The 20,048-nt window shown below is 69.5% G+C and carries 19 protein-coding genes and 2 tRNA genes; 6 read left to right on the forward strand and 15 right to left on the reverse strand.

Annotation, left to right across the window (positions count from 1 at the left end):
- Positions 1–5: 5 nt before the first annotated feature.
- Complete coding sequence (locus tag ACWGSM_RS07905; protein WP_452322378.1) at positions 6–1,250, forward strand: sensor histidine kinase; 1,245 nt, start codon at positions 6–8, stop codon at positions 1,248–1,250.
- Positions 1,247–1,915, forward strand: a complete 669-nt coding sequence (locus ACWGSM_RS07910; protein ID WP_452322379.1) for a response regulator — start codon at positions 1,247–1,249, stop codon at positions 1,913–1,915. Before ACWGSM_RS07905 ends, ACWGSM_RS07910 begins: the two co-directional genes overlap by 4 nt.
- 49 nt (positions 1,916–1,964) lie before the next feature.
- Here ACWGSM_RS07910 and ACWGSM_RS07915 read toward each other — a convergent pair whose 3' ends face one another.
- The gene (locus ACWGSM_RS07915) at positions 1,965–2,492 is read right to left on the reverse strand and encodes a hypothetical protein (RefSeq protein WP_452322380.1); all 528 of its coding nucleotides are present in this window, start codon (positions 2,490–2,492) and stop codon (positions 1,965–1,967) included.
- Between the two features lie 179 nt (positions 2,493–2,671).
- Entirely contained in the window at positions 2,672–3,040 is a 369-nt protein-coding gene (locus ACWGSM_RS07920) for a FadR/GntR family transcriptional regulator (protein WP_452322481.1), read from the reverse strand.
- A 33-nt stretch (positions 3,041–3,073) separates the two neighbouring features.
- Here ACWGSM_RS07920 and ACWGSM_RS07925 point away from each other — a divergent pair, with 33 nt between their 5' ends.
- The 4 genes from ACWGSM_RS07925 to hrpB all read left to right on the forward strand — a co-directional run bounded on the left by ACWGSM_RS07925 (position 3,074) and on the right by hrpB (position 9,297).
- A complete protein-coding gene (locus ACWGSM_RS07925; protein WP_452322482.1) occupies positions 3,074–4,135 on the forward strand; it encodes an MFS transporter in 1,062 nt (353 codons plus the stop codon).
- Positions 4,136–4,319: 184 nt separating this feature from the next.
- Positions 4,320–4,748, forward strand: a complete 429-nt coding sequence (locus ACWGSM_RS07930) for a MarR family winged helix-turn-helix transcriptional regulator (RefSeq protein WP_452322381.1) — start codon at positions 4,320–4,322, stop codon at positions 4,746–4,748.
- A 57-nt stretch (positions 4,749–4,805) separates the two neighbouring features.
- A complete protein-coding gene (locus tag ACWGSM_RS07935) occupies positions 4,806–6,425 on the forward strand; it encodes an SPFH domain-containing protein (protein ID WP_452322382.1) in 1,620 nt (539 codons plus the stop codon).
- Between the two features lie 316 nt (positions 6,426–6,741).
- Positions 6,742–9,297: an ATP-dependent helicase HrpB gene (gene hrpB, locus ACWGSM_RS07940; protein ID WP_452322383.1), complete on the forward strand. Its 2,556-nt coding sequence runs from the start codon at positions 6,742–6,744 to the stop codon at positions 9,295–9,297.
- 46 nt (positions 9,298–9,343) lie between these two features.
- Here the strand turns inward: hrpB and ACWGSM_RS07945 are convergent, their stop codons facing one another.
- From ACWGSM_RS07945 to ACWGSM_RS08005, 13 genes are all read right to left on the reverse strand, one after another.
- Positions 9,344–10,078 (reverse strand): ABC transporter permease, encoded by a 735-nt coding sequence (locus ACWGSM_RS07945; protein ID WP_452322384.1) that lies wholly within the window; start codon positions 10,076–10,078, stop codon positions 9,344–9,346.
- The gene (locus tag ACWGSM_RS07950) at positions 10,075–10,833 is read right to left on the reverse strand and encodes an ABC transporter ATP-binding protein (RefSeq protein WP_452322385.1); all 759 of its coding nucleotides are present in this window, start codon (positions 10,831–10,833) and stop codon (positions 10,075–10,077) included. The genes ACWGSM_RS07945 and ACWGSM_RS07950 overlap by 4 nt, the downstream gene beginning before the upstream one ends.
- 44 nt (positions 10,834–10,877) lie before the next feature.
- Positions 10,878–12,407, reverse strand: a complete 1,530-nt coding sequence (locus tag ACWGSM_RS07955) for an L-serine ammonia-lyase, iron-sulfur-dependent, subunit alpha (protein ID WP_452322386.1) — start codon at positions 12,405–12,407, stop codon at positions 10,878–10,880.
- Positions 12,408–12,576: 169 nt separating this feature from the next.
- A tRNA-Arg gene (locus tag ACWGSM_RS07960) sits at positions 12,577–12,649 on the reverse strand.
- 73 nt (positions 12,650–12,722) lie between these two features.
- The gene (locus tag ACWGSM_RS07965; RefSeq protein WP_452322387.1) at positions 12,723–13,355 is read right to left on the reverse strand and encodes an asparagine synthase; all 633 of its coding nucleotides are present in this window, start codon (positions 13,353–13,355) and stop codon (positions 12,723–12,725) included.
- Between the two features lie 54 nt (positions 13,356–13,409).
- Positions 13,410–14,069: a GntR family transcriptional regulator gene (locus tag ACWGSM_RS07970; protein ID WP_452322388.1), complete on the reverse strand. Its 660-nt coding sequence runs from the start codon at positions 14,067–14,069 to the stop codon at positions 13,410–13,412.
- A gap of 69 nt (positions 14,070–14,138) precedes the next feature.
- The gene (locus ACWGSM_RS07975; RefSeq protein WP_452322389.1) at positions 14,139–14,273 is read right to left on the reverse strand and encodes a methionine/alanine import family NSS transporter small subunit; all 135 of its coding nucleotides are present in this window, start codon (positions 14,271–14,273) and stop codon (positions 14,139–14,141) included.
- Positions 14,270–15,889 carry a sodium-dependent transporter gene (locus ACWGSM_RS07980; protein WP_452322390.1) on the reverse strand — a complete coding sequence of 540 codons (1,620 nt, stop codon included), beginning with the start codon at positions 15,887–15,889 and terminating at the stop codon, positions 14,270–14,272. The genes ACWGSM_RS07975 and ACWGSM_RS07980 overlap by 4 nt, the downstream gene beginning before the upstream one ends.
- A 52-nt stretch (positions 15,890–15,941) precedes the next feature.
- The gene (locus ACWGSM_RS07985; RefSeq protein ID WP_452322391.1) at positions 15,942–16,169 is read right to left on the reverse strand and encodes a multidrug transporter; all 228 of its coding nucleotides are present in this window, start codon (positions 16,167–16,169) and stop codon (positions 15,942–15,944) included.
- Between the two features lie 91 nt (positions 16,170–16,260).
- The gene (locus tag ACWGSM_RS07990) at positions 16,261–17,247 is read right to left on the reverse strand and encodes an aldo/keto reductase (protein WP_452322392.1); all 987 of its coding nucleotides are present in this window, start codon (positions 17,245–17,247) and stop codon (positions 16,261–16,263) included.
- 10 nt (positions 17,248–17,257) lie between these two features.
- Entirely contained in the window at positions 17,258–18,268 is a 1,011-nt protein-coding gene (locus tag ACWGSM_RS07995; protein ID WP_452322393.1) for an SDR family oxidoreductase, read from the reverse strand.
- Between the two features lie 44 nt (positions 18,269–18,312).
- A tRNA-Ser gene (locus ACWGSM_RS08000) sits at positions 18,313–18,404 on the reverse strand.
- A gap of 77 nt (positions 18,405–18,481) precedes the next feature.
- The gene (locus ACWGSM_RS08005) at positions 18,482–20,038 is read right to left on the reverse strand and encodes a sialidase family protein (RefSeq protein ID WP_452322394.1); all 1,557 of its coding nucleotides are present in this window, start codon (positions 20,036–20,038) and stop codon (positions 18,482–18,484) included.
- Between the last annotated feature and the right edge of the window lie 10 nt (positions 20,039–20,048).

Genomic DNA, 20,048 nt, shown 5'->3' on the forward strand with positions numbered 1-20,048 from the left:
CCGGCGTGCGCGGCGCCTCTCCAGGGGCGCCGCGTCCGTCGCGCCGGTTCTCGATCGCGGATGCCGTGCTGCCGGCGCTGTACCTTATTACGGCCATCACGATGGCCGCACTCTCGCTCGAGCCGCCGTTCGTCACGCCGCTGTGGTCGCTGGTCGCACTCGGAGTGGGCGGGATCGTCGTGCTGGTCCTGCGGCATCGACATCCCCCCGCAGCCTTCGCGGGCGCGATGGCCCTCGCCCTGGCGTCGACGGCGGTCGGATCGGGGGCCGAGGGGATGCTCGCCGTCGGCGCCATGTACCTGGTCGGACTGCGAGCCCGGCCGATGACGGCCTGGTCGGCCTTGGGCGTGGCGCTGCTGCTCGCCGCGGCGGGTGCGAGAGCCCTCACTCTGCGCGGCACGCGACTGCCGCACATGCTCGGGTCCGCGCCTCCGATCGAGGCGCGGGACACCCTGCTGGACTGGCTGAACTTCTTCAGCCTGCTCGCCGCGCTGCTGCTGATCACGACACTGCTGGGGATCAACGCGGGGCACCGTCGACGCCAGCTCGGGGAGCTTCGGCAACGCGCCGCGCAGCTGGTGCGCGAACGCGATCAGCAGGCCGAGACGGCTCGCGCGCAGGAGCGCGAGCGCATCGCGCGCGAGATGCACGACGTGATCGCGCACAGTCTGACCGTGATGATCGCCGTATCGGACGGCGCGCGCCTGGCCGCGGACGAGAAGCCGCAGCAGGCGAAGGAGGCGATGGGTCGGGTAGCCGAGACCGGACGCAGAACGCTCGGCGAGGTGCGGCGGCTGCTCGGGAGCGTGCGTGCCGACGACACCGAGCCGCACGTGCTGCAGGCTCCGCAACCCGACGCCGCTCGCCTGCCCTCGCTTGTGCAGGAGTTCGCTGCTGCCGGCCTGCCGGTGCGGCTCGCTGTCACGGGCAGCCCGCCCGCCGACGCTGCGCTCGGGCTGACGGTGTACCGGATCGTGCAGGAATCGCTCACCAACTCCCTTCGACACGGCCGGGAGATCCGCTCCGTGGAGGTCGAGGTGGCGTGGCACGACGGTGAAGTGAGGATCATCGTGCAGGACTTCTCAGCTGCCCCGCTGCTGCCGACCGCCGAGCGCTCGCCGGGTCGCGGCCTGGTAGGCATGCAAGAACGTGTCGCGCTGTACGACGGCGATATCGAGGCCGGCCCGCACGGCGGAGGGTGGCGGGTCTCCGCTCGCCTTCGACGGGACGAACGGGGAGAGAGAGAATGACGAACGACGAGATCCGCGTACTGCTCGTCGACGACCAGGAGCTCGTGCGCTACGGCTTCCGGCTCATGCTCGATGCGACGCCCGGCATCGTCGTCGTCGGCGAGGCCGACGACGGCGAGCGGGCGATCGGGGCGGCGGAGCGCCTGCATCCGGATGTGATCCTGATGGATGTGCGGATGCCTGGCACGAACGGCATCGAGGCGACTAGGCGGATCCTCGCCCGCCTGCCTCGCACCCGCGTTCTCGTGCTCACCACCTACGACCTCGACGAGTACGCCTTCGGAGCGCTGCGCGCCGGCGCGGCGGGATTCCTGCTGAAAGACACCAGACCCGAACAGCTCATCGCCGCGATCCATGCTGTGTACGTCGGGGATGCCGTCGTCTCACCCCGGATCACCGCGCACCTGATCGCGACCGCCGCTCCGCACCTCGGCGGCCGGCAGCCCCGCGATGCCGAACGCGCGCTCGGCGATCTCACCGCGAGAGAGCGCGAGATCTTCATGCTGATCGGTCGGGGGCGGACGAACGGCGAGATCGCCGCTGCCCTGCACCTGAGCGACTCCACGGTGAAGACCCACGTCGGTCGGGTGCTCTCGAAGCTCGAGCTGCGCAACCGTGTGGATGCCGTGATCCGTGCGTACGAGCTGGGCGTGGTGGGGCGCTGACGCGCGGTGCGCCGCGACGGTCGTCGAGCGGGCACGAGTTCGCGCCGGCTCAGCGCCTCAGTGCAGAGGGTCTCGGCAGACCGAGCTCTTCAATCAGGTCGCCGAGCGCTCGGTCGAGCTCGGCGCCGGCCTGCGCGATCTTGTTGACGCCGAACCCCGCAAGCTGAGCGCTGGGCACCTCGAAGCTCAGGGTCGTTCCCGGCCGCTTTGTCGTGTGCGCCTCAATGCGCAGCGGCGAATAGAGCACCGCACCTGGATCGTGACGGTACAGCCGGGCGGCGATCGCGTGGTGCGAGATCATCCACACCACGCTGCGCGCCGCGTTGCCCGCGTGCTGCATGAGCTCGTCAGGACGCGAGGTCCATACCCGCACGAATCCGTTCGGGGTCTCCCACTGCAGACCGCGCACGAATCCGGCCCAATCGCCGCTGCGGAGCTCTTCGAGCGCCTGCTCCTGAGACAGTGCGGGAACTGCCCGCTCGAACGCCGCCGTCATCGCATCGAACTGGGCGTTCGTCTCGAGCGTGATGCGCAGTCCCGCGTGCTCGAAGAACGTCTCCTCTGCGTCGTAGCTCATGAAGCCATCTTCGCCCAGCGTCATCTGGCGGATATCCGATCTCATGAAGGCGTCAGTCGCCGAGACACGACTTCCCTCGAAAGACAGGTGAGTGGTGCGCTGCCGAGAGCGCTGGTCGTCTCACGAAAGTCATCGGCAATCGCGCTTCTTCCCGTCCTGCCTATAGGCCGGGACGCGGCTCAGCTCATGTGCGGTGCGAAGATCGCGGCGACGACGTCGGCGGCATGGTCGGCATCTCCCCAGGCGATCGCAGTGACGAGGTCGGCGTGCAGCGTGTGCGCGATGTCCGCATCTGCGCTGGTTTCATGGCGCATATGTGCGGCGAAAACGTGAAGCATGCTGGAGTACAGCGTGACGAAGAGCGGGTTGTGCGTCGCAGCGACGATGGCCTTGTGCAGATCCAGGTCGGTGCTGGCGCGCAGGTCGAGGTCATCGGTCGACCAGCTGGCCCGCCGTCGACTCAGCAGATCGGCCAGCAGCTCGACGTCGGCGTCCGTTCGGTGGGCGGCTGCGAGCGACGGCGCAGCGCTGTCGAGCGCGAGGCGCAGCTCGAGGTAGTCACGACGGGACCCGCCTGAGAGCTGCCGCTACCCGCCGCGTCGTTCGCGGTGTTCGGATACCTCGCGCCGACCGTGACGCGGCGGTTCGGGCTCGAACGCACCGCCTCAATCGCGCTGGGGGTCACGGCCGTATCGATCCTGCTGCGGGCGCTCTCCCCCACCCCGCTCACCCTGACGCTCTCGACCGCCCTCGCCCTGGCCGGCATCGGCGCGGCCAACGTGGTCATCGTCCCTCTGGTGAAGGCGTGGTTCCCGAACACCCTCGCCCTCTGGACATCGCTGTACCTGGTCTCGATGCAGACCGGACAGTTCCTCGCTCCGCTACTGGCGGTCCCCGTCGCGGAGGCCACGAATTGGCGGCTTTCGGTGGGCGTGTGGGCGGTACCCATCGCCGCGGCCGCGGCCATCTGGTTCATCGTCACGACGCGTCGACATTCCCCCGATCATCGCCCTCCCGCTGGACCGACGACGGGGTCGTCGACGAAGGTCAGCCGCTCGTCGGTGGCGTGGGGACTGGTCGGTCTCTTCGCGATGATGTCCGTATCGAACTACGGCATCATCACCTGGATGCCGACCATCCTGACCGACGCGGGGGCCGACCTCGCCCTGGGCGGCACCATGGTCGCTCTCTACTCCGGGTGGGGTGTCGTCGCCGCGTTCGTCGTACCCCGTCTCGTGACGCGCATGGCGAGCCCGTTCCTCATCGTCCTCGTCTGCGCGGTCTCCCTGGTCTTCGGCTACCTCGGCCTGCTCCTCTCGCCGCTGAACGCAACCCTGCTGTGGGTCTGCCTGCTCGGAATCGGGGTCAGCACCTTCCCCCTCTGCATGACCCTCATCAACCGCAGCGCCAGGACCGCGCAGGACGCGTCCGCCGTGTCGGGCTTCGTCCAGGGCACCGGATACGGGGTCGCGTGCCTCGCACCGATCGGACTTGGCCTCCTGCGCGAGGGCACCGGGTCCTGGACCCTCCCGCTCCTCGTCCTCGGCATCACAGCGGCTGTCGGGGTCGTCGCAGGATGGTTCGCCTGTCGACCACGCGTCATCGGAAACGCGCCGGAGCAAGGAGGTGGAGATGTTTCGTAACCAAACCGTTGCATTCGTTACCCGGCCGTTATATGCTCATCGCGCGGTGAATGTTTGCTGTGGCATCCACCGCATGTGATTGCAGGACTCTCTTTGGTGCAAGGGACAAGGGCCGGTCGGAAGCCTCTCCGACCGGCCCTTACTGCTGCCATCCGACGTCGGTGCGCGACAGTACGCTGAGATCATGACCGACCGCGAGCTCGCCCTGCAGGCCTGGGAGAGCCTGTTCCGCGCGCAGCACCAGCTGCTGGCGGAGATGGCCGTCGACTTCGACGGATCCGACCTCACGCAAGGCGAATACGACGTGCTGCTCACCGTCGCGCGTGCGCCCGAGATGACCTCACGGCTGCGCGACATCACCGCGAAGTCACTCATCAGCCAGCCCAGCGTGTCGAGGCTCATCGACCGCATGGTGACGCGCGGCCTCATCACGAAGGCGATGGATCCCGACGACGGTCGCGGTGCGCTGATCACCGCGACGGATGCCGGCGCCAAGGCGTTCCGTCAGCTGGCGACGGTGCACGGGCGCACCATCGCCGAGAAGATGTCGCCCCTCGACGACGCCGAGCTCGCCACCCTGCTGCGCCTCACGCAGAAGCTGCGGGGAATATGATCGCCGAGACTCTGGCAGGGTGTACCTGACACCTGCAAGGGGGAAGGGAAGGTCACCATGGAGATCGCCGGAGCAATCGGCATCCTGGTCATCATCGGAATCGCGGTCGTCGCCGCGATCGTCATCGCACTGATCCTGCTGCTGTTCGCGCGCAGCTGGATCAAGGTCGCCCGAGCCGATGAGGCGCTCGTCATCTCGGGCCGCAAACAGAAGGTGCAACGGGCGGTCATCAATGCCGACGGCAGCACCAGCTCTGAAATGGCCGAGTCACCGGTCACGGTGATCGTCAACGGGAAGTCGCTCGTCAACCCGATCACGCAGCGTCACGAGATCATCTCGCTGCGCTCGCGTCAGGTCCTGCTGAACGCCGAAGCCCAGTCGCTCGACAGCGTCACGCTCAACGTCGACGGCGTCGCCATCGTCAAGATCGGCTCCGACCCCCTCTACGTGCGTCGCGCCGCCGAGCGCTTCGCCTCGCAGGACAAGGCGATCGAACAGTTCACCACCGAGCAGCTCGAGGGCGCACTGCGCGGCATCGTCGCCACCCTGTCGGTTGTCGAGCTGATGCGCGAGCGCAAGAAGTTCTCCGACCAGATCGCCGCCGACGTCTCCAGTGAACTGGCCGATCAGGGGCTCATCCTCGACTCGTTCCAGATCAAGGGCATCACCGACAAGGTCGGCTACATCCAGTCGCTGGGCGCTCCCGAGATCCAGGCGAAGCGCCAGGCCGCCGAGATCTCGCAGACCAACGCCGACCGCGCGATCAACCAGAAGAACATCGCCAACAACGAGGCGAACCTGATCGAGCAGACCGCGCTCGACACCAATACGGCCAACGCCAACGCCGGCATCGGTCGCGCCCGTGCCGAGGCCGAGCAGGCCGAATACCTGGCTCGCGCACAGGCCGAGCAGGCTGTTCTGCAGCAGCAGGCCGAGAACAAGCAGGCCCAGCTCGACGCAGACGTCAAGCGCGTCGCCGACGCGCAGCGATACGAGGCAGAGACCCGTGCGCAGGCGGAGCTGTTCACCCGTGAGAAGGCCGCAGAGGCCGCCGCGATCGAGCAGGTGAAGCAGGCCGAGGCCCGCACCCGCATCGCCGAGCAGCAGGCCCAGGCCGACCGTGCGCGCGCCGCCGGTGAGGCCGCCGCAGCAGAGGCGAAGGCCACCGGTGACGCCAACGCGCTACGGGCGCAGGCCGACGCGGAAGCTGCGGCCCGGCGTCTGCGTGCCAGCGCCGAGGCCGAGGCGATCCGCGCCGAGGGTGAGGCGCGCGCGGCCGCCGTCGAGGCTGAGGCCAAGGCGATCGCCTCGAACCAGGAGGCGTTCCTGTCGCAGCGCGTGCTCGAGGTGCTGCCCCAGATCATGGCCGAGTTCGCCAAGGGCTACTCCGCCATCGGCAACGTCTCGATCATTGGCGGCAACGGCGAGGACGGTGCATCCAGCGTCGTGGGCAGCGACAACGCCAAAGCGATGCGCTCGGTGTTCGACAGTGTGAGCGCCGCGACCGGTCTCGACCTCGCCGCGATCATCCAGGGTCAGGCCGTCGGCCGCGGCTTCGGCGCCGGTGTCGCTCAGTCGACGGATGCCTCGCCTTCGGCATCCTCCACCACGGGCGCGACTACCGCGGTCGTCGAGCGCACCCTCGACGACCCGGCGGAACCCGACGCCGGCGCGTAGCCCGCTGACGGCTAGCCCGCTGTCGGGCGCCCCGCCGCCGAGTAGCCCGCCGCCCGCGAAGGGCCGTCTCGCCATGCGAGGCGGCTCTTCGCGCACACACATCGGGGGCCGACACTCCAGATGTCGGCCGGATGCACGGGATCCGTCCGACATCTGGAGTGTCGCCCGGCATCCGGCATCCGGCATCCGGCATCCGGCATCCGGCATCCGGCATCCGGGGTCACTTTCGTACGCTTCTCGCGCCGCGGGCGTACACAATCGACCTCGCAGCGGCCCCAGGTTCACCGAACCGGAATCGAGCGGGCAGACTGGAACCGTGACCTCCCGCTCGTTCGACCTCGCCCGCATCAGCGCGGGGCTGTCGTTCGCGGCAGCGCTCGACGACGTCGACCGCACCCTCGACACGAGCACGGCGCTGGTCATCAGCGCCCCGCCGGGCACGGGCAAGACCACGCTTGTGCCTCCCCTGCTCGCGACGCGCACCCGAGGGCGCGTGATCGTCACGCAGCCGCGGCGCGTGGCTGCCCGCGCGGCCGCCCGGCGCCTCGCCGAACTCGACGGGTCACCGCTCGGCAGCCGCGTCGGCTTCACCGTGCGCGGCGAGCGCAGAACGAGTCCCCAGATGCGCGTCGAGTTCGTCACGGCGGGAGTCCTGCTGCGCCGGATGCTCGATGCCCCCGGCCTCGACGGCATCGATGCCGTGATCATCGACGAGGTGCACGAGCGCGCGCTCGAGACCGATCTGCTGATCGGGCTGCTGGGCGAGGTGCGTGAGCTGCGCGACGACCTCACGCTGGTCGCGATGTCGGCCACGCTCGATGCCGAGCGGGTCGCCTCCGTCATCGGCACCCCCAACTCGCCCGCGCCGGTCGTCGAGCACCGTGTTCCCGCGCATCCGCTCACCGAGCGGTGGGCGCCCAGCCCGGCACCGCGGCTCGACGAGCGCGGCGTGACCCGGTCCTTCCTGGATCATGTCGCCGGCACCGCGGCATCCGCTGCTCGCGCTCTCGTCGGCAGCGCCCCCGGCGCCGACACCCTCGTCTTCGCCCCGGGCGCCAGGGAGGTCGCCCAGATCGCCCGCCGCATCGCCGACATGGCGCCGGACTTCGATGTGCGAGAACTGCACGGGCAGCTGCCGTCGGCCGCTCAGGATGCGGTTATCCGCGGCCGCGACGCCGGTGGCCGACCGCGCATCATCGTCACGACGTCGCTCGCCGAGTCGTCGGTGACCGTGCCGGGCGTGCGCCTCGTCGTCGACAGCTGCCTTGCCCGGAAGCCGCAGCGGGATGCTGCCCGCGGCATGACCGGACTCGTGACGGCCGCGGCATCCCGATCGTCGTGTGTGCAGCGCGCCGGACGCGCCACCCGGCAGGGTCCCGGCACGGTCGTGCGGTGCCTCGACCAGCGCGCGTACGCCACCGTCCCGGCTCGCCCTGCCCCCGAGATCGCGACGGCCGACCTCGCCGACGCCGCGCTGCTGCTCGCGTGCTGGGGCGCCCCGGGTGGCGTGGGCCTGAGACTCATCGACCCGCCGCCGGCCGACAGCCTGAGCGACGCGACCGCGGTGCTGCACGCCCTCGGCGCGCTCGACGACGCGGGCCGCGTCACCGACGAGGGGCGCGCGCTCGCGCGCATCCCGACCGATCCGCGCCTTGCCCGGGCGCTGCGCGACGGATCGAGCCTGGTCGGCGCACGGGCGGCGGCCGAAGTCGTCGCGCTGGTCGGCGGTGACATCCGCGTGCGCGATGCCGACATCGCCGCCGCGATCGGCGCGCTGCGTCACGGTCGAAGCCCGGATGCGCAGCGGTGGGCTCGGGAGGTCGACCGCCTCGTGCGTCTCCTGCCATCGGAAGGGTCTGCGCGGGGCCGCTCAGATGACGTCGGGCTCGTCGTCGCGCTCGCCTTCCCCGCACGGATCGCCAAGCGGGTCGAACGCTCGTCAGACGGGGCGACGTTCCTGCTGGCATCCGGAACCCGAGCGGGGATCAGCGGCCCCCTCGCCGACGCCGAGTGGCTGGCCGTGGCCGACGTGGCACGGGCATCCGGTCGCGTCGCCGCCGGCTCGGGCGCGGTGATCCGCGCCGCCGCGGCCATCACCGAGCAGCACGTCGAACGCGCCGCCGATCACCTGATCACCGACCGGGTCGAGGCGCAGCTGATCGGCGGCCGTGTCAGCGCCCGCCGCGAGCGACGCGTCGGGGCGATCGTGCGCTCGTCCGTCCCGGTGCGTGCGTCTGCCGCAGCGGGGCGGGATGCCGTGCAGCGCGCCGTGCAGGCAGACGGTCTCGACGTGTTCACCTGGTCGGATGCCGCCGACGGTTTGCGCCGACGGATGGCCCTGCTGCACCGAGAGCTGGACGAGCCCTGGCCCGACGTCTCAGACGCTGCCCTGCTGGACCGCCTTGGCGAGTGGCTCGATCCCGAGCTCACGGCCCTCGCGGGCGGCACTCCGGCCGATCGCATCGACCTCGTGACGCCGCTGCGCCGGCTGCTGCCGTGGCCGGCCGCCGCCGAGTTCGACGCGTTCGCTCCCGAACGGCTCGAGGTACCCAGCGGCACGCGCATCCGGATCGGCTATCCCCCGCTCGACGAACCCGACGCGCAACCCGTGGTGTCGGTCAAGCTGCAGGAGTGCTTCGGCTGGGCGCAGACACCACGGCTCGTCGGCGGGCGCGTGCCGGTGCTGTTCCACCTGCTGTCCCCTGCCGGTCGACCCCTCGCAGTGACTGCCGATCTGGCCTCGTTCTGGTCGGGCCCGTACGCGCAGGTGCGAGCGGAGATGCGCGGCCGGTATCCGAAGCATCCGTGGCCCGAGGACCCCTGGGCCGCCGCACCCACCCGGCGCACCACGAAGCGCACCGCCCGAGAGTGACGGGTGCATGCCCTGTCACTCCCCGCCGCGGCGTTGAACCCGTCGCTCACGGCGTGCGTCGGCGCAGCGTCAGTGGCGCCAGCACGAGGCATCCGACCGCGAAAGCCCCGACGATCAGCAGCGGCGAACCGACGTCCCAGCCCTCCTCGCCCGCCGTGACAGCCTGAATCGCGTCGATCGCGTGGCTCAGCGGCAGCCAGTCCGAGATCGCGTACAGCACGTCGGGCATCTGGTCGCGCGGCATGAACAGCCCGCCCAGGATGATCTGCGGAAACACGAGCACCGGCATGAACTGCACCGCCTGGAATTCCGTCTGCGCGAACGCGCTTGCCAGCAGCCCGAGTGCCGTGCCGAGAATGGCGTCGACCACGGCGACCAGACCCAGCTGCCAGAGCGGGCCGTCCACCTGCAGACCGCACACGTACACGGCGAAGGTCACCGTGATGATCGCCTGCACGACGGCCATCAGCCCGAAGGCCAGCGCGTAGCCGATGATGAAGTCTGCTTTGCCGAGCGGTGTCGTCATCAGTCGTTCGAGCGTGCCGGAGCGTCGCTCGCGAAGGGTGGTGATCGAGGTGATCAGGAACATCACGATGAACGGGAAGAGCGCGAGGATCGCTCCGCCGAACCGGTCGAAGATGCCTTCCTGATCGGCGAACAGCCAGGCGAAAAGCCCGACCAGCAGGCTCGGCGCGATCAGCATGAGAGCGATCGAGCGAGGGTCGTGGCGCAGCTGGTGAAGCACTCGCCCGGCGGTGGCGATCGCGCGGCGGATGCTCATCGCTCGACCCCGCGCCGGGAGCGGCGCGTCTCGTGACCGGCGTCGCGTTCGATCAGGGTGAGGAACGCGCTCTCTGCGTCGGTCTGCCCGGTGTCTTCGAGCAGCTGCCGTGGCGTGGTGTCGGCGATCAGCCGTCCGTCGCGCATGAGCAGCAGCCGGTCGCAGCGCAGCGCCTCGTCCATGACGTGACTCGAGACGAGCATGGTCGTGCCTGCGTCGGCGATCTGCCGGAAGAGCCCCCACAGCTCGGCCCGCAGCACGGGGTCGAGACCGACCGTCGGCTCGTCGAGCACGACCAGCTCGGGGTCGCCGAGCAGCGCGACCGCGAGCGAGACACGGTTCTGCTGACCGCCGCTGAGATCGGCGACCGTCTGCTGCGCGTGGCGTGCGAGCCCCACTCGCTCGATCACGCCGGTGACGTCGGAGCGCGATGCGCCGACGACGGATGCGAAGTAGCGGAGGTTCTCGCGCACGCTCAGGTCGTCGTAGACGGCGGAGCCCTGTGTGCCGTACGAGACACGGTGCCGCAGCCCGGGCGAACCGGCCTGTTCGCCGAACACGGTCACCGTGCCGCCGTGGATGCGCTGCACGCCGACGATCGAGCGCATCAGCGTCGTCTTGCCGCACCCCGACGGCCCCAGCAGGCCGATCACCTGCCCGCCGGAAATGCGCACCGACAGCCCGTCGAGCACGTCATGGTGCCCGCGTCGCACGCGCAGCCCGTCGATGACGACGGCGTCCGCCGGGTTCATCATGCGTCGATTATTCACCCGCGCACGAGTTCACGGGTGAGCAATCGTCAGCACTCGATGACGTTCACCGCCAGGCCGCCCTCGCTGGTCTCCTTGTACTTCGTCGACATGTCGAGACCGGTCTGGCGCATGGTCTCGACCACGGCATCCAGCGAGACGTAGTGGTGGCCGTCGCCGCGCAGCGCGAGACGCGCCGCCGTCACCGCGGTCGAGGCGGCGATTGCGTTGCGCTCGATGCACGGGATCTGCACCAGCCCGCCGATCGGGTCGCAGGTGAGCCCCAGGTGGTGCTCCATCGCGATCTCGGCGGCGTTCTCGATCTGCCGCACCGTGCCGCCCATCACCGCGGTGAGGCCGCCGGCCGCCATCGCGCATGCCGAGCCGACCTCGGCCTGGCAGCCGCCCTCGGCACCCGAGATCGACGCGTTCGCCTTGAACAGCGAGCCCAGCGCGGTCGCGGTGAGCAGGAACCGTCGGATGCCGCGGCGCCGGTTCGCCTCTGCCACCGCTTCGCCCTCCAGTGGGCTCAGGGACCCATCGGGGGAGCTCATCGACCCAGCAGGTGTGCTCATCGACCCATCCGAAGGGCGGAAGCCGAGCAGGGCGCTGCCGACCAGCTCCCCGTGCGGGGTGACCGCGTTGCCGACGCCCAGGCCGGAGTCGGCGAGGAAGCGCCACCAGTACATCGCCACCGCGGGCAGGATGCCGGCCGCACCGTTCGTCGGGGCGGTGACGACGCGTCCGCCCGCCGCGTTCTCCTCGTTCACGGCGAGTGCGAAGGCACCCAGCCATTCGCCGGGAAGCGCCGGATGCCCGTCGGCTTCGGCCGCCTCGAGCTGCTGGCGGATGTCGCCCGCGCGGCGCTTCACCTTCAGGATGCCGGGCAGTGTGCCCCCGGAGTGCAGTCCCGCATCGACGCACGACGCCATGGCATCCCAGATCGCGTCGAGACCCGTCGCGACCTGCTCTTCGGAGCGCACCGCCATCTCGTTCCCGCGGGCGATCTCGGCGATCGACATGCCCGTCTCGTCGCACAGTGCGAGCAGCTCTTCGGCGGTGTCGTACGGGTACGGCTGCGGGGCCGCGGCCACCCGCGCCTCCTCGCCGTCGCGGCGGATGAAGCCGCCACCGATCGAGTAGTAGGTCTGCTCGAGCACCGGCGCGCCCTCGGCATCGAGCGCCTGCAGGGTCATCGCGTTGGGGTGGCCGGGCAGCCGCGTGCGCGGGACGAAGGCGATGTCGTCTTTCGCGAACGGGATCCTGTGCTCCCCCGCCAGCATCAGATCGCGCGCCTCGGGCCAGCGGCTCCACAGCTCGCGCACCTCGTCGGGGTCGCAGCTCTCGGGGTGCAGTCCTTGCAGACCGGCGACGACGGCATCCGGAGTGCCGTGACCCAACCCGGTCGCTCCCAGCGAGCCGAACAGCTCGCACCGAACACGAGCGACGCGACTGAGCAGTCCTTCGGCCCTCAGACGAGCGGCGAAGTCCACGCCGGCGCGCATAGGACCGACGGTGTGCGAACTCGACGGCCCCACACCGATGGAGAACAGATCGAAAGCCGAGACGTACGCAGTCACGCCTCCAGCCTACGTCCACCAGGGCTCTTCCGGGCCGCCGCCCGATCGGCCACCCCCTGCAGGGATCCATACCGACACGCTCCCGCCCGGTCCTGCGCAGCATCCCGCAGGAAAGGCGAAACCCCCGCCGCTCTCGCGACGGGGGTTTCACTACTGTCTCAACACAGTGCGCGCCCCGAGGGACTCGAACCCCCAACCTTCTGATCCGTAGTCAGATGCTCTATCCATTGAGCTAGGGGCGCACGACCCGCTCAGCGGGCCGAAGAACAGCCTACAACACGTTTCGTCGAGAAGCGAAATCCGGGCAGGGCGGGCTCACGCCCGGCGCGTCCAGAGCGCACGCTTGCCGTCTCGCTCGGCGCGCGAGTCGTCTTTCTCCGCCACTTTCTCGGCCGCCTTCTCGCGCTTGCGGCGAGCGCGCTGCTCCGACGAGAGCGCCTGCAGGTCGACGAGTTTGAGGGCCTGCATCCGCGCCTCGCGCATCTGCTCGTACTCGGGATCCTGATCCGCCCGCATCCCCTCGACGCGCAGCCGGCGATCGAGGTTGCTGCGCACGTCGGTCCACGCCGCCGCCCTCGCCTCTTCGACCAGGGCGCGCAGCCTCTCGGGGTCTTCGGTCATCTCGCGCAGGTGGTTGGCGACCCCGAGCGACTGCTTCGCGCGACGACGCAGATTGCGCACGTCGCGATCGCGGTAGTCGTGCGTGCCGTGCGGGTCGGAGTGCCGACCCCGGGCCCGTTTGCGCAGGGCCGTGAGGTGCTCGGCGGCCTGCTCGGATTCGTCGGCCATGGCACGCAGCGCGACGCGTGCCTCGTCCATGTAGTGGTCGATCTCGAAGGCACCGCCCTGTGCGATCGTACCGACCAGGATCTGGTTCTTCACGGTCAGCCGAACGGCCGCCGTGGCGATCGCGACGCCCTCGGCGACGGCATCAGCTGTTCGTCCCACGAGTACCTCCCGAGTCGAGCGTACCGGCACCCCACCGACAGCGGTGGGGTGGGTTCATTCGCGCGGAGCGGATGCCCCGAACATGCGCTCGTGAGCGGCTGTCCGTCCTTCCGCAAGGTGCGCGGGAACCAGCCGCCGCAGGGCCTCGATGTCTCGCGCGCGGATCGCGTCGAGGATCTCACGGTGAGTGGATGCCATGTCGGCGAGGTCGTCGTGCTGCCCGAACAGCCAGCGCAGCCTGGTGACCAGAGAGCCCGCCAACTCGACCAGCATGGCGTTCTGCGACAGCCGGACGACGGCCATGTGGAACGCCGTCGACGCGTGCCGCGCGGATTCGACGTCGTCGAGCGCCGCGGCAGCGGCCTCCTGCGCGACGAGCGACTCGAGCAGCGCGATGCCGACCTCGTCGACGCGCTGGGCGGCGAGCACGAACGACAGTGTCTCGAGCGCCTCTCGGACCTCGAAGAAGCCCTGCAGGTCGTGCGGTGAGAACTCGCGGACCGTCGCCCAGCTGCGCGGCCGTGCCACGACGATCCCGTCGGCGACCAGCGACTTGATCGCCTCGCGTACTGGCAACCGCGACACCTGCAGCTCGGCGGCGATGTCGCGCTCGACCAGTCGGGAACCCGGTGGGCGTCGACCCGACATGATGTCTTCTCGGAGCGCATCCGCGACACGCTCCGATTCGAGGCCGGACGTTTCATCTGACGGCATGATCGGATTCAACCACCACCCGGCCGATTCAGCCAGTGTTCCGGCATTCCGCCTGTTCCGGCGAGTCCGTCAGAGCTCGGCGGGCGGTGCGGGTCCGTCTTCCGCCACTTCGGGGTGACGCACCAGGTTCACGACGGCGACGGCGAGCCCTCCCCACACGGTGACCATCGCGACGATCATCATGACGACAGCGGTGGGGGTCATGGTCGTGCTCCCTTCGTGCGGGCATCCGCGATGGCGATGCTCGCGGTCTCGGCATCCGGCTCGTAGTTCTCGACGTCGAGGAACTCGTCGTACTCGGGATCGTCCTTCGCGTGCGAGCGACGGCTCCACGGCAGCAGCGACAGCAGGATCGCGAACACGATGATCGCGACCACCGTCCCCCAGCCGAAGATCGCCAGGAACCACAGTGGATAGCCCTCGTACGGCGTGGTGACCTTGGCCATGATCTCGCTGACGAACAGGTAGCCGAGCACGACCGGGGCGAGCGCGCCGACCAGCAGCATCCACGTCCAGCCGAGCCGGAAGCTCGATCGCCTGTTCAGGTGCTCGCGCAGCACCGGCAGCTTGCGCAGGATCCAGGCCACGAGGATGACGGCGACCAGGGCCACGGCCATGATGCCGAAGGCGTTGATGAACGCGTCGGTCGTGTCGAGCACCTGCAATGCGGTGGTGGTCGAGAAGAACGCGATCGAGATCAGCGCCACAGGGATCGCCACCGTGAGCGTGGTGCGTACCCGGCCCCACCCGAGCTTGTCCTGCAGCGCGGCGACGACCACCTCCAGCACGGAGATGAGCGACGTGATGCCGGCGAACACCAGGGCGCCGAAGAAGAGGACGCCGAAGATCGAGCCGCCGGTCGCCTGCGAGACGATCGTCGGGAAGGCGATGAACGCCAGACCGATGCCCGAGGATGCGACGCCGGAGACGTCGGTGCCCTGGGCCTGCGCCATGAAGCCGAGCGCAGCGAAGACGCCGATGCCGGCGAGGATCTCGAAACCGGAGTTCGCGAAGCCGACGACGAGACCGGACCCGGTCAGATCGGTCTTGCGCTTCAGGTACGACGAGTAGGTGACCATGATGCCGAACGCCACCGACAGCGAGAAGAAGATGTGGCCGTAGGCCGATGCCCACACGCCCGGGTCGGCGAGCGCCTCCCAGTTCGGGGTGAAGAACGCGTTCAGCCCGTCCATGGCACCGGGGAGGAACAGCGCCTGCACGACGAGGGTGACGAACATGAGCGTCAGCAGCGGCATGAGGATCATGTTGGCCACACCGATGCCGCGCTTGACGCCCAGCGCCATGATGGTGATCACGACGAGCCACACGCCGATGAGCGGAATGCCGACCTGTGGCACGAACTCGAGCGAGATGCCGTTCTTGATGTCGCCCATCTCGAGGAAGTCGGAGAAGAAGTAATCCTGCTCGTTGCCCTCGCCCCAGGCGATCTGGGCCGAGAACCAGGTGTACATCGCCGCCCAGGCGATGATCACGGCATAGTACGTGGCGATCACGACGCAGATCAGCACCTGCCACCAGCCGAGCGGCTCGGCCGCGCGGCTCATCCGCCGGAACGCGAGCGGTGCCGACCCGCGGAAGCGGTGGCCGATCGCGTAGTCGAAGAAGAGCAGCGGGATGCCGGCGGTCAGCAGCGCGCACAGGTAGGGGATGAGGAACGCACCGCCACCGCCCTCGTACGCGACGTACGGGAACCGCCAGATGTTGCCGAGCCCGACCGCAGATCCGATCGCCGACATGATGAAGACGTTGCGCGACCCGAAGGCCTCGCGCTTTCTGGTGTGCGTCGTTGCATTCGCCATGTTCCGAGGCTACCGGAGGGCCGGGATCTGACGGCTGGCCCCGCCGATGCGCTCAGCCGTGAAGATCGGCGCTTGAGTCATCGGCCCCGTCGACGCCGGGGCCGGGCCCGGGACGCACTGCCGCGGTGTCGGCGATGTCGATGCGCACGTTGCCCTCGTGCTCCGTGACCTCGATGCGGGGTGCGGCATCGGCCTCGGTCGAGTGCTCGGCACGGAGGAACTGATCGCGCAGCTTCTGCTCGTCTGTCATCCCGTCGACGCCGTGATCTTTCTCGCTCATGTCTCGACCATCGCGCACGCGGGCGGCACGGGCGAGACCCTGGCCGCTGAGCGACGAGCGTGATAGAGGCCCGGGGGCCAGCATCTGCTGCTCACCACCTCGGGTGGACGTCCGCACGGAACCGACGGTCGTAGAGATCCCGCACGGCAGAGGTGAAGGCCTCGCCGAGCTGGGGAACCGACCCCGCGGCCGCGTTCGATTCCGCCTGTGCAACGCTGCGCGCACCGGGGATCACGGACGACACACCCGGAAGCTGCGATACCCATGCCAGAGCCGCGGTCGCAGGAGCGAGACCTGCTCCTGCGGCAAGCGCGGAGAACTCCTGCGCCGCCTCCACCCCCTGTTCGTAGTCGACGCCCGAGAAGGTCTCACCCTGGTCGAAGGCCTCGCCGTGCCGGTTGAAGCTGCGGTGATCGTTCGCGGCGAACTCCGTGTCGCGGGAGTAACGCCCCGAGAGCAGCCCGCTCGCGAGCGGCACGCGGGCGATGATGCCGACGCCCGCGTCGACGGCTGCCGGCAGGACCTCGTCGAGCGGTTTCAGGCGGAAGGCGTTGAGGATGATCTGCACGGTCGCGACACCCGGACGCGCGATGGCGGCGAGCGCCTCGGCGGTCGTTTCGACACTCACGCCATAGGCGGCGATCGCCTGTTCGGCGACGAGGGTGTCGAGCGCGTCGAACACGGCGTCATCGGCGTAGACCGCGGTCGGCGGGCAGTGCAGCTGCACGAGATCGAGCGTGGCGGCGCCGAGATTGCGGCGACTCCGGTCGGTCCAATCGCGGAAGTTCTCGAGCACGTAGTTCGCCGGGATCTGCTCCACGCGGCGCCCCATCTTGGTGGCGACCGTGAGCGGGGCATCCGGGTTGTCGCGCCGCCATGCCCCGATCAGCGACTCGCTGCGCCCGGCGCCGTAAACGTCGGCGGTGTCGAAGAACGTGACGCCGGCTGCGGCGCTCGCATCGAGCACGGCTCGGGCATCCGCTTCACTCACCTCGCCCCAGTCGGCGCCGAGCTGCCATGTGCCGAGACCGATGACGGAGACGTCGCGACCAGTGCGACCCAGAGTGCGATGCTGCATGCGATCGAGCTTAGGGCGTGGCCGCATCGTCGGCGCCGCGGCGGCTGGGCGACAGGAGTTCGGCGAACAGGGCGTCCAGAGCAGGGTCGACCCGCTGCAGCTCGGGATGCGCGTCATGCCAATCGATGATCTCGCGCGCCGCCTGATGGAGGGCGACGGTCGGCGCGAAATCGGGGACGAGGCGGCGGATCTTGGTGTTGTCGAAGACGACGGAGTGCGCCATGTCGCCGGTCAGCTGGCCCGCCCGCTCGGGAGCGAGCCGCTCGATCTCGGTGCTCGGTGCGTACCGCAGCCGCGGCTCAGCTCCAGCGGTCCGCCCGAGGATCGAATAGATCTCGTTCCACGTGTAGACGAAATCGCTCGTGATCTGGAAGGTGTCCCCGTAGGCGAGCGGGTTACCGAGGAGTCCGACGAATCCGACGGCGAAGTCCTTCGCGTGGGTGAGGGTCCACAGCGACGTGCCGTCGCCGTGGACGACGATCTCCTCGCCTCGGCGGATCCGGTCGATCGCTGTCCACCCGCCGAACGCCGGGATCGTCCACTTGTCGTAGGTGTGCGAGGGACGCAGCACCGTCACCGGGAAGTCGCGATCGCGATACGCCCTGGTCAGCAGCTCCTCGCACGCGATCTTGTCGCGCGAGTACTGCCAATGCGGATTGCGAAGCGGGGTCGACTCCGTGATCGGCAGGCGCGCAACCGGCTTCTGATAGGCGGATGCTGAGCTGATGAAGACGTACTGACCCGTGCGGCCTTCGAAGCGGTCGATGTCGCGCTGCACCTGATCAGGAGTGAAGGCGATCATGTCGGCGACCGCGTCGAACTCGCGACCACGAAGCGCAGCGTCGACGGCATCGGCATCCGAGATGTCAGCCGTCAGCACTTCGATGCCGTCCGCCGGCGCTCGGCGCGACTGCCCGCGGTTCAGCAGCGTCACCTCCATGCCACGCCGCGCTGCGAGTTCGCTCGCCGCAGAGGAGATGATTCCCGTTCCGCCGATGAACAGCACCTTCAACGCAGTCATGCGGTGCACTCTACCGAGGAGCGAGTGCGGGGCGCGGTTTCGATTGGCGGAGACGGAGGGATTCGAACCCTCGGTCCCCATAAGGGGACTCCACCTTAGCAGGGTGGTGCACTAGGCCTGACTATGCGACGTCTCCAGGCATCCGACTTCCACCGGATGCGCCTTGCAATCATAACGGTTGGGCGAGGCTCCCCACGAATCGAGTCCGTACGGTCAGATCGGGCGACCGGTCGCGCAGTCGAATCGCAGCTCGCGCGCCAGCCCGAGCGCCGGAACGGTGAACCGCGCAGTGACGGTGCCCGCAGCGATGTCGGCGTCCGTCACGGTGAGTGCGGGGTAGGGCTGAGAGAACAGCAGCCGGCCTCCGGAGGGGATGTCCTGCGGCGGGGTGCTTCCACCCGGGTGCTCGAGCACGACGTTCCGAGCCCCCGCATCCGCCGGCACACGCACACGCACGTGGAACGCGAGGATGTCTCCTGCGCGCAGCCCCGGCTGCGGAGGCCCGTAGTTGCGCAGCTGCGCCTCGCGGGTGCCGAGGATCATGCCGCCTGCCGCCCCGTAGGCCTGGCCGACTTCCTTCCACGCACTCGCGGCGACGCCTCCCGCGTCGACGGGGTAGACGTGATGTTCGCCGACGTGCACCCACTCGTCGGGCAGTCCGGGTGTGATCGAACGCAGGATGACCTCGAGGGTGGGCGCGGACGGCGCACCGACCCGGGCGGTCTCGGGGTCGATCGGGCCGGCATCCTGGATCTGCGGCAGAGTCACGGTGGTGAAGACGATCTCGGAGTATCCCTCACGTTCGTACAGCACCCCGATACGCCCATCGGGCAGGGCGGTCGCGCACGAGTACGCCGAGCTGCCCTCGCAGATCACGTGCTGGTGCGGCCAGGTCACTCCACCGTCGAACGACAGGCTCACCGCCGTGTTGCGGCGCATCTGGGGGTCGAGGTTCGAGGTGACGAGCAGCGCTCCGGGCGCTGAGGACGCGTCCGTGAGGGCGAGCAGCGATCCGTTGTCGCTGGGGTCGGGCAGACCGGCGACCTGCTCGACGGCGCTCCATGTCGCACCGCCGTCGGTCGAGCGCGAGGCCAGCCGGTGCGGCGTGCCTCGCGAGTGCAGCAGCAGCGACCCGTCGGGCAGCGCCGCGATCGACGACTCGTTCGTGCCGGCGCGCACGGCGGCTCCCAGCATCCAGGTCTCGCCGTGATCATCGCTGTACGCGGCGGCCGCCGTGATCTCGCCGCTGTCCAGCAGCACCATGGGCTGCACGAGACGCCCGGCGTACTCGCCCTCATCGATGCGCACGCCTGTGCCGGATGCGGCGAAGATGCCCGTGATGCCGGGCCGCTTGAGCTGCGCGGTGAGGCGCCGGTGCTCCCAGGTGAGTCCGTCATCGTCCGACACCGATACGTCGACGTGCTGCACCTCATCCACGGGCTCGGTGCCCTCGACCGCTTCGAAGAAGCCGGCCCGCGTGCCGGCCGCGTGGAACATGAACACCCGTTCGGTCGCGGTGTCCACCAGCAGCGACGGGTCGCCGAAGCCCTGCAGCCCGGTGCCGGTGCGCACCACCTCCTGCGGACCCCACGTCGCACCGTCGTCAACGCTGCGCCGCAGCAGCAGGTCGATCGGGCTGGGCAGATCGTCGAGGTTCGGGCGGCCGTCGTAAGCGGCGAGCAGAGTTCCGCGGGCGGTCACGGCGAGAGCGGGAATGCGGTACTGCGCGTAGCCGCCCTCGCCGCGGCGAGCGATGGGGAGGGTGGTCACCCGACGATCT

This window comes from Microbacterium sp. NPDC055521 (assembly GCF_053619695.1).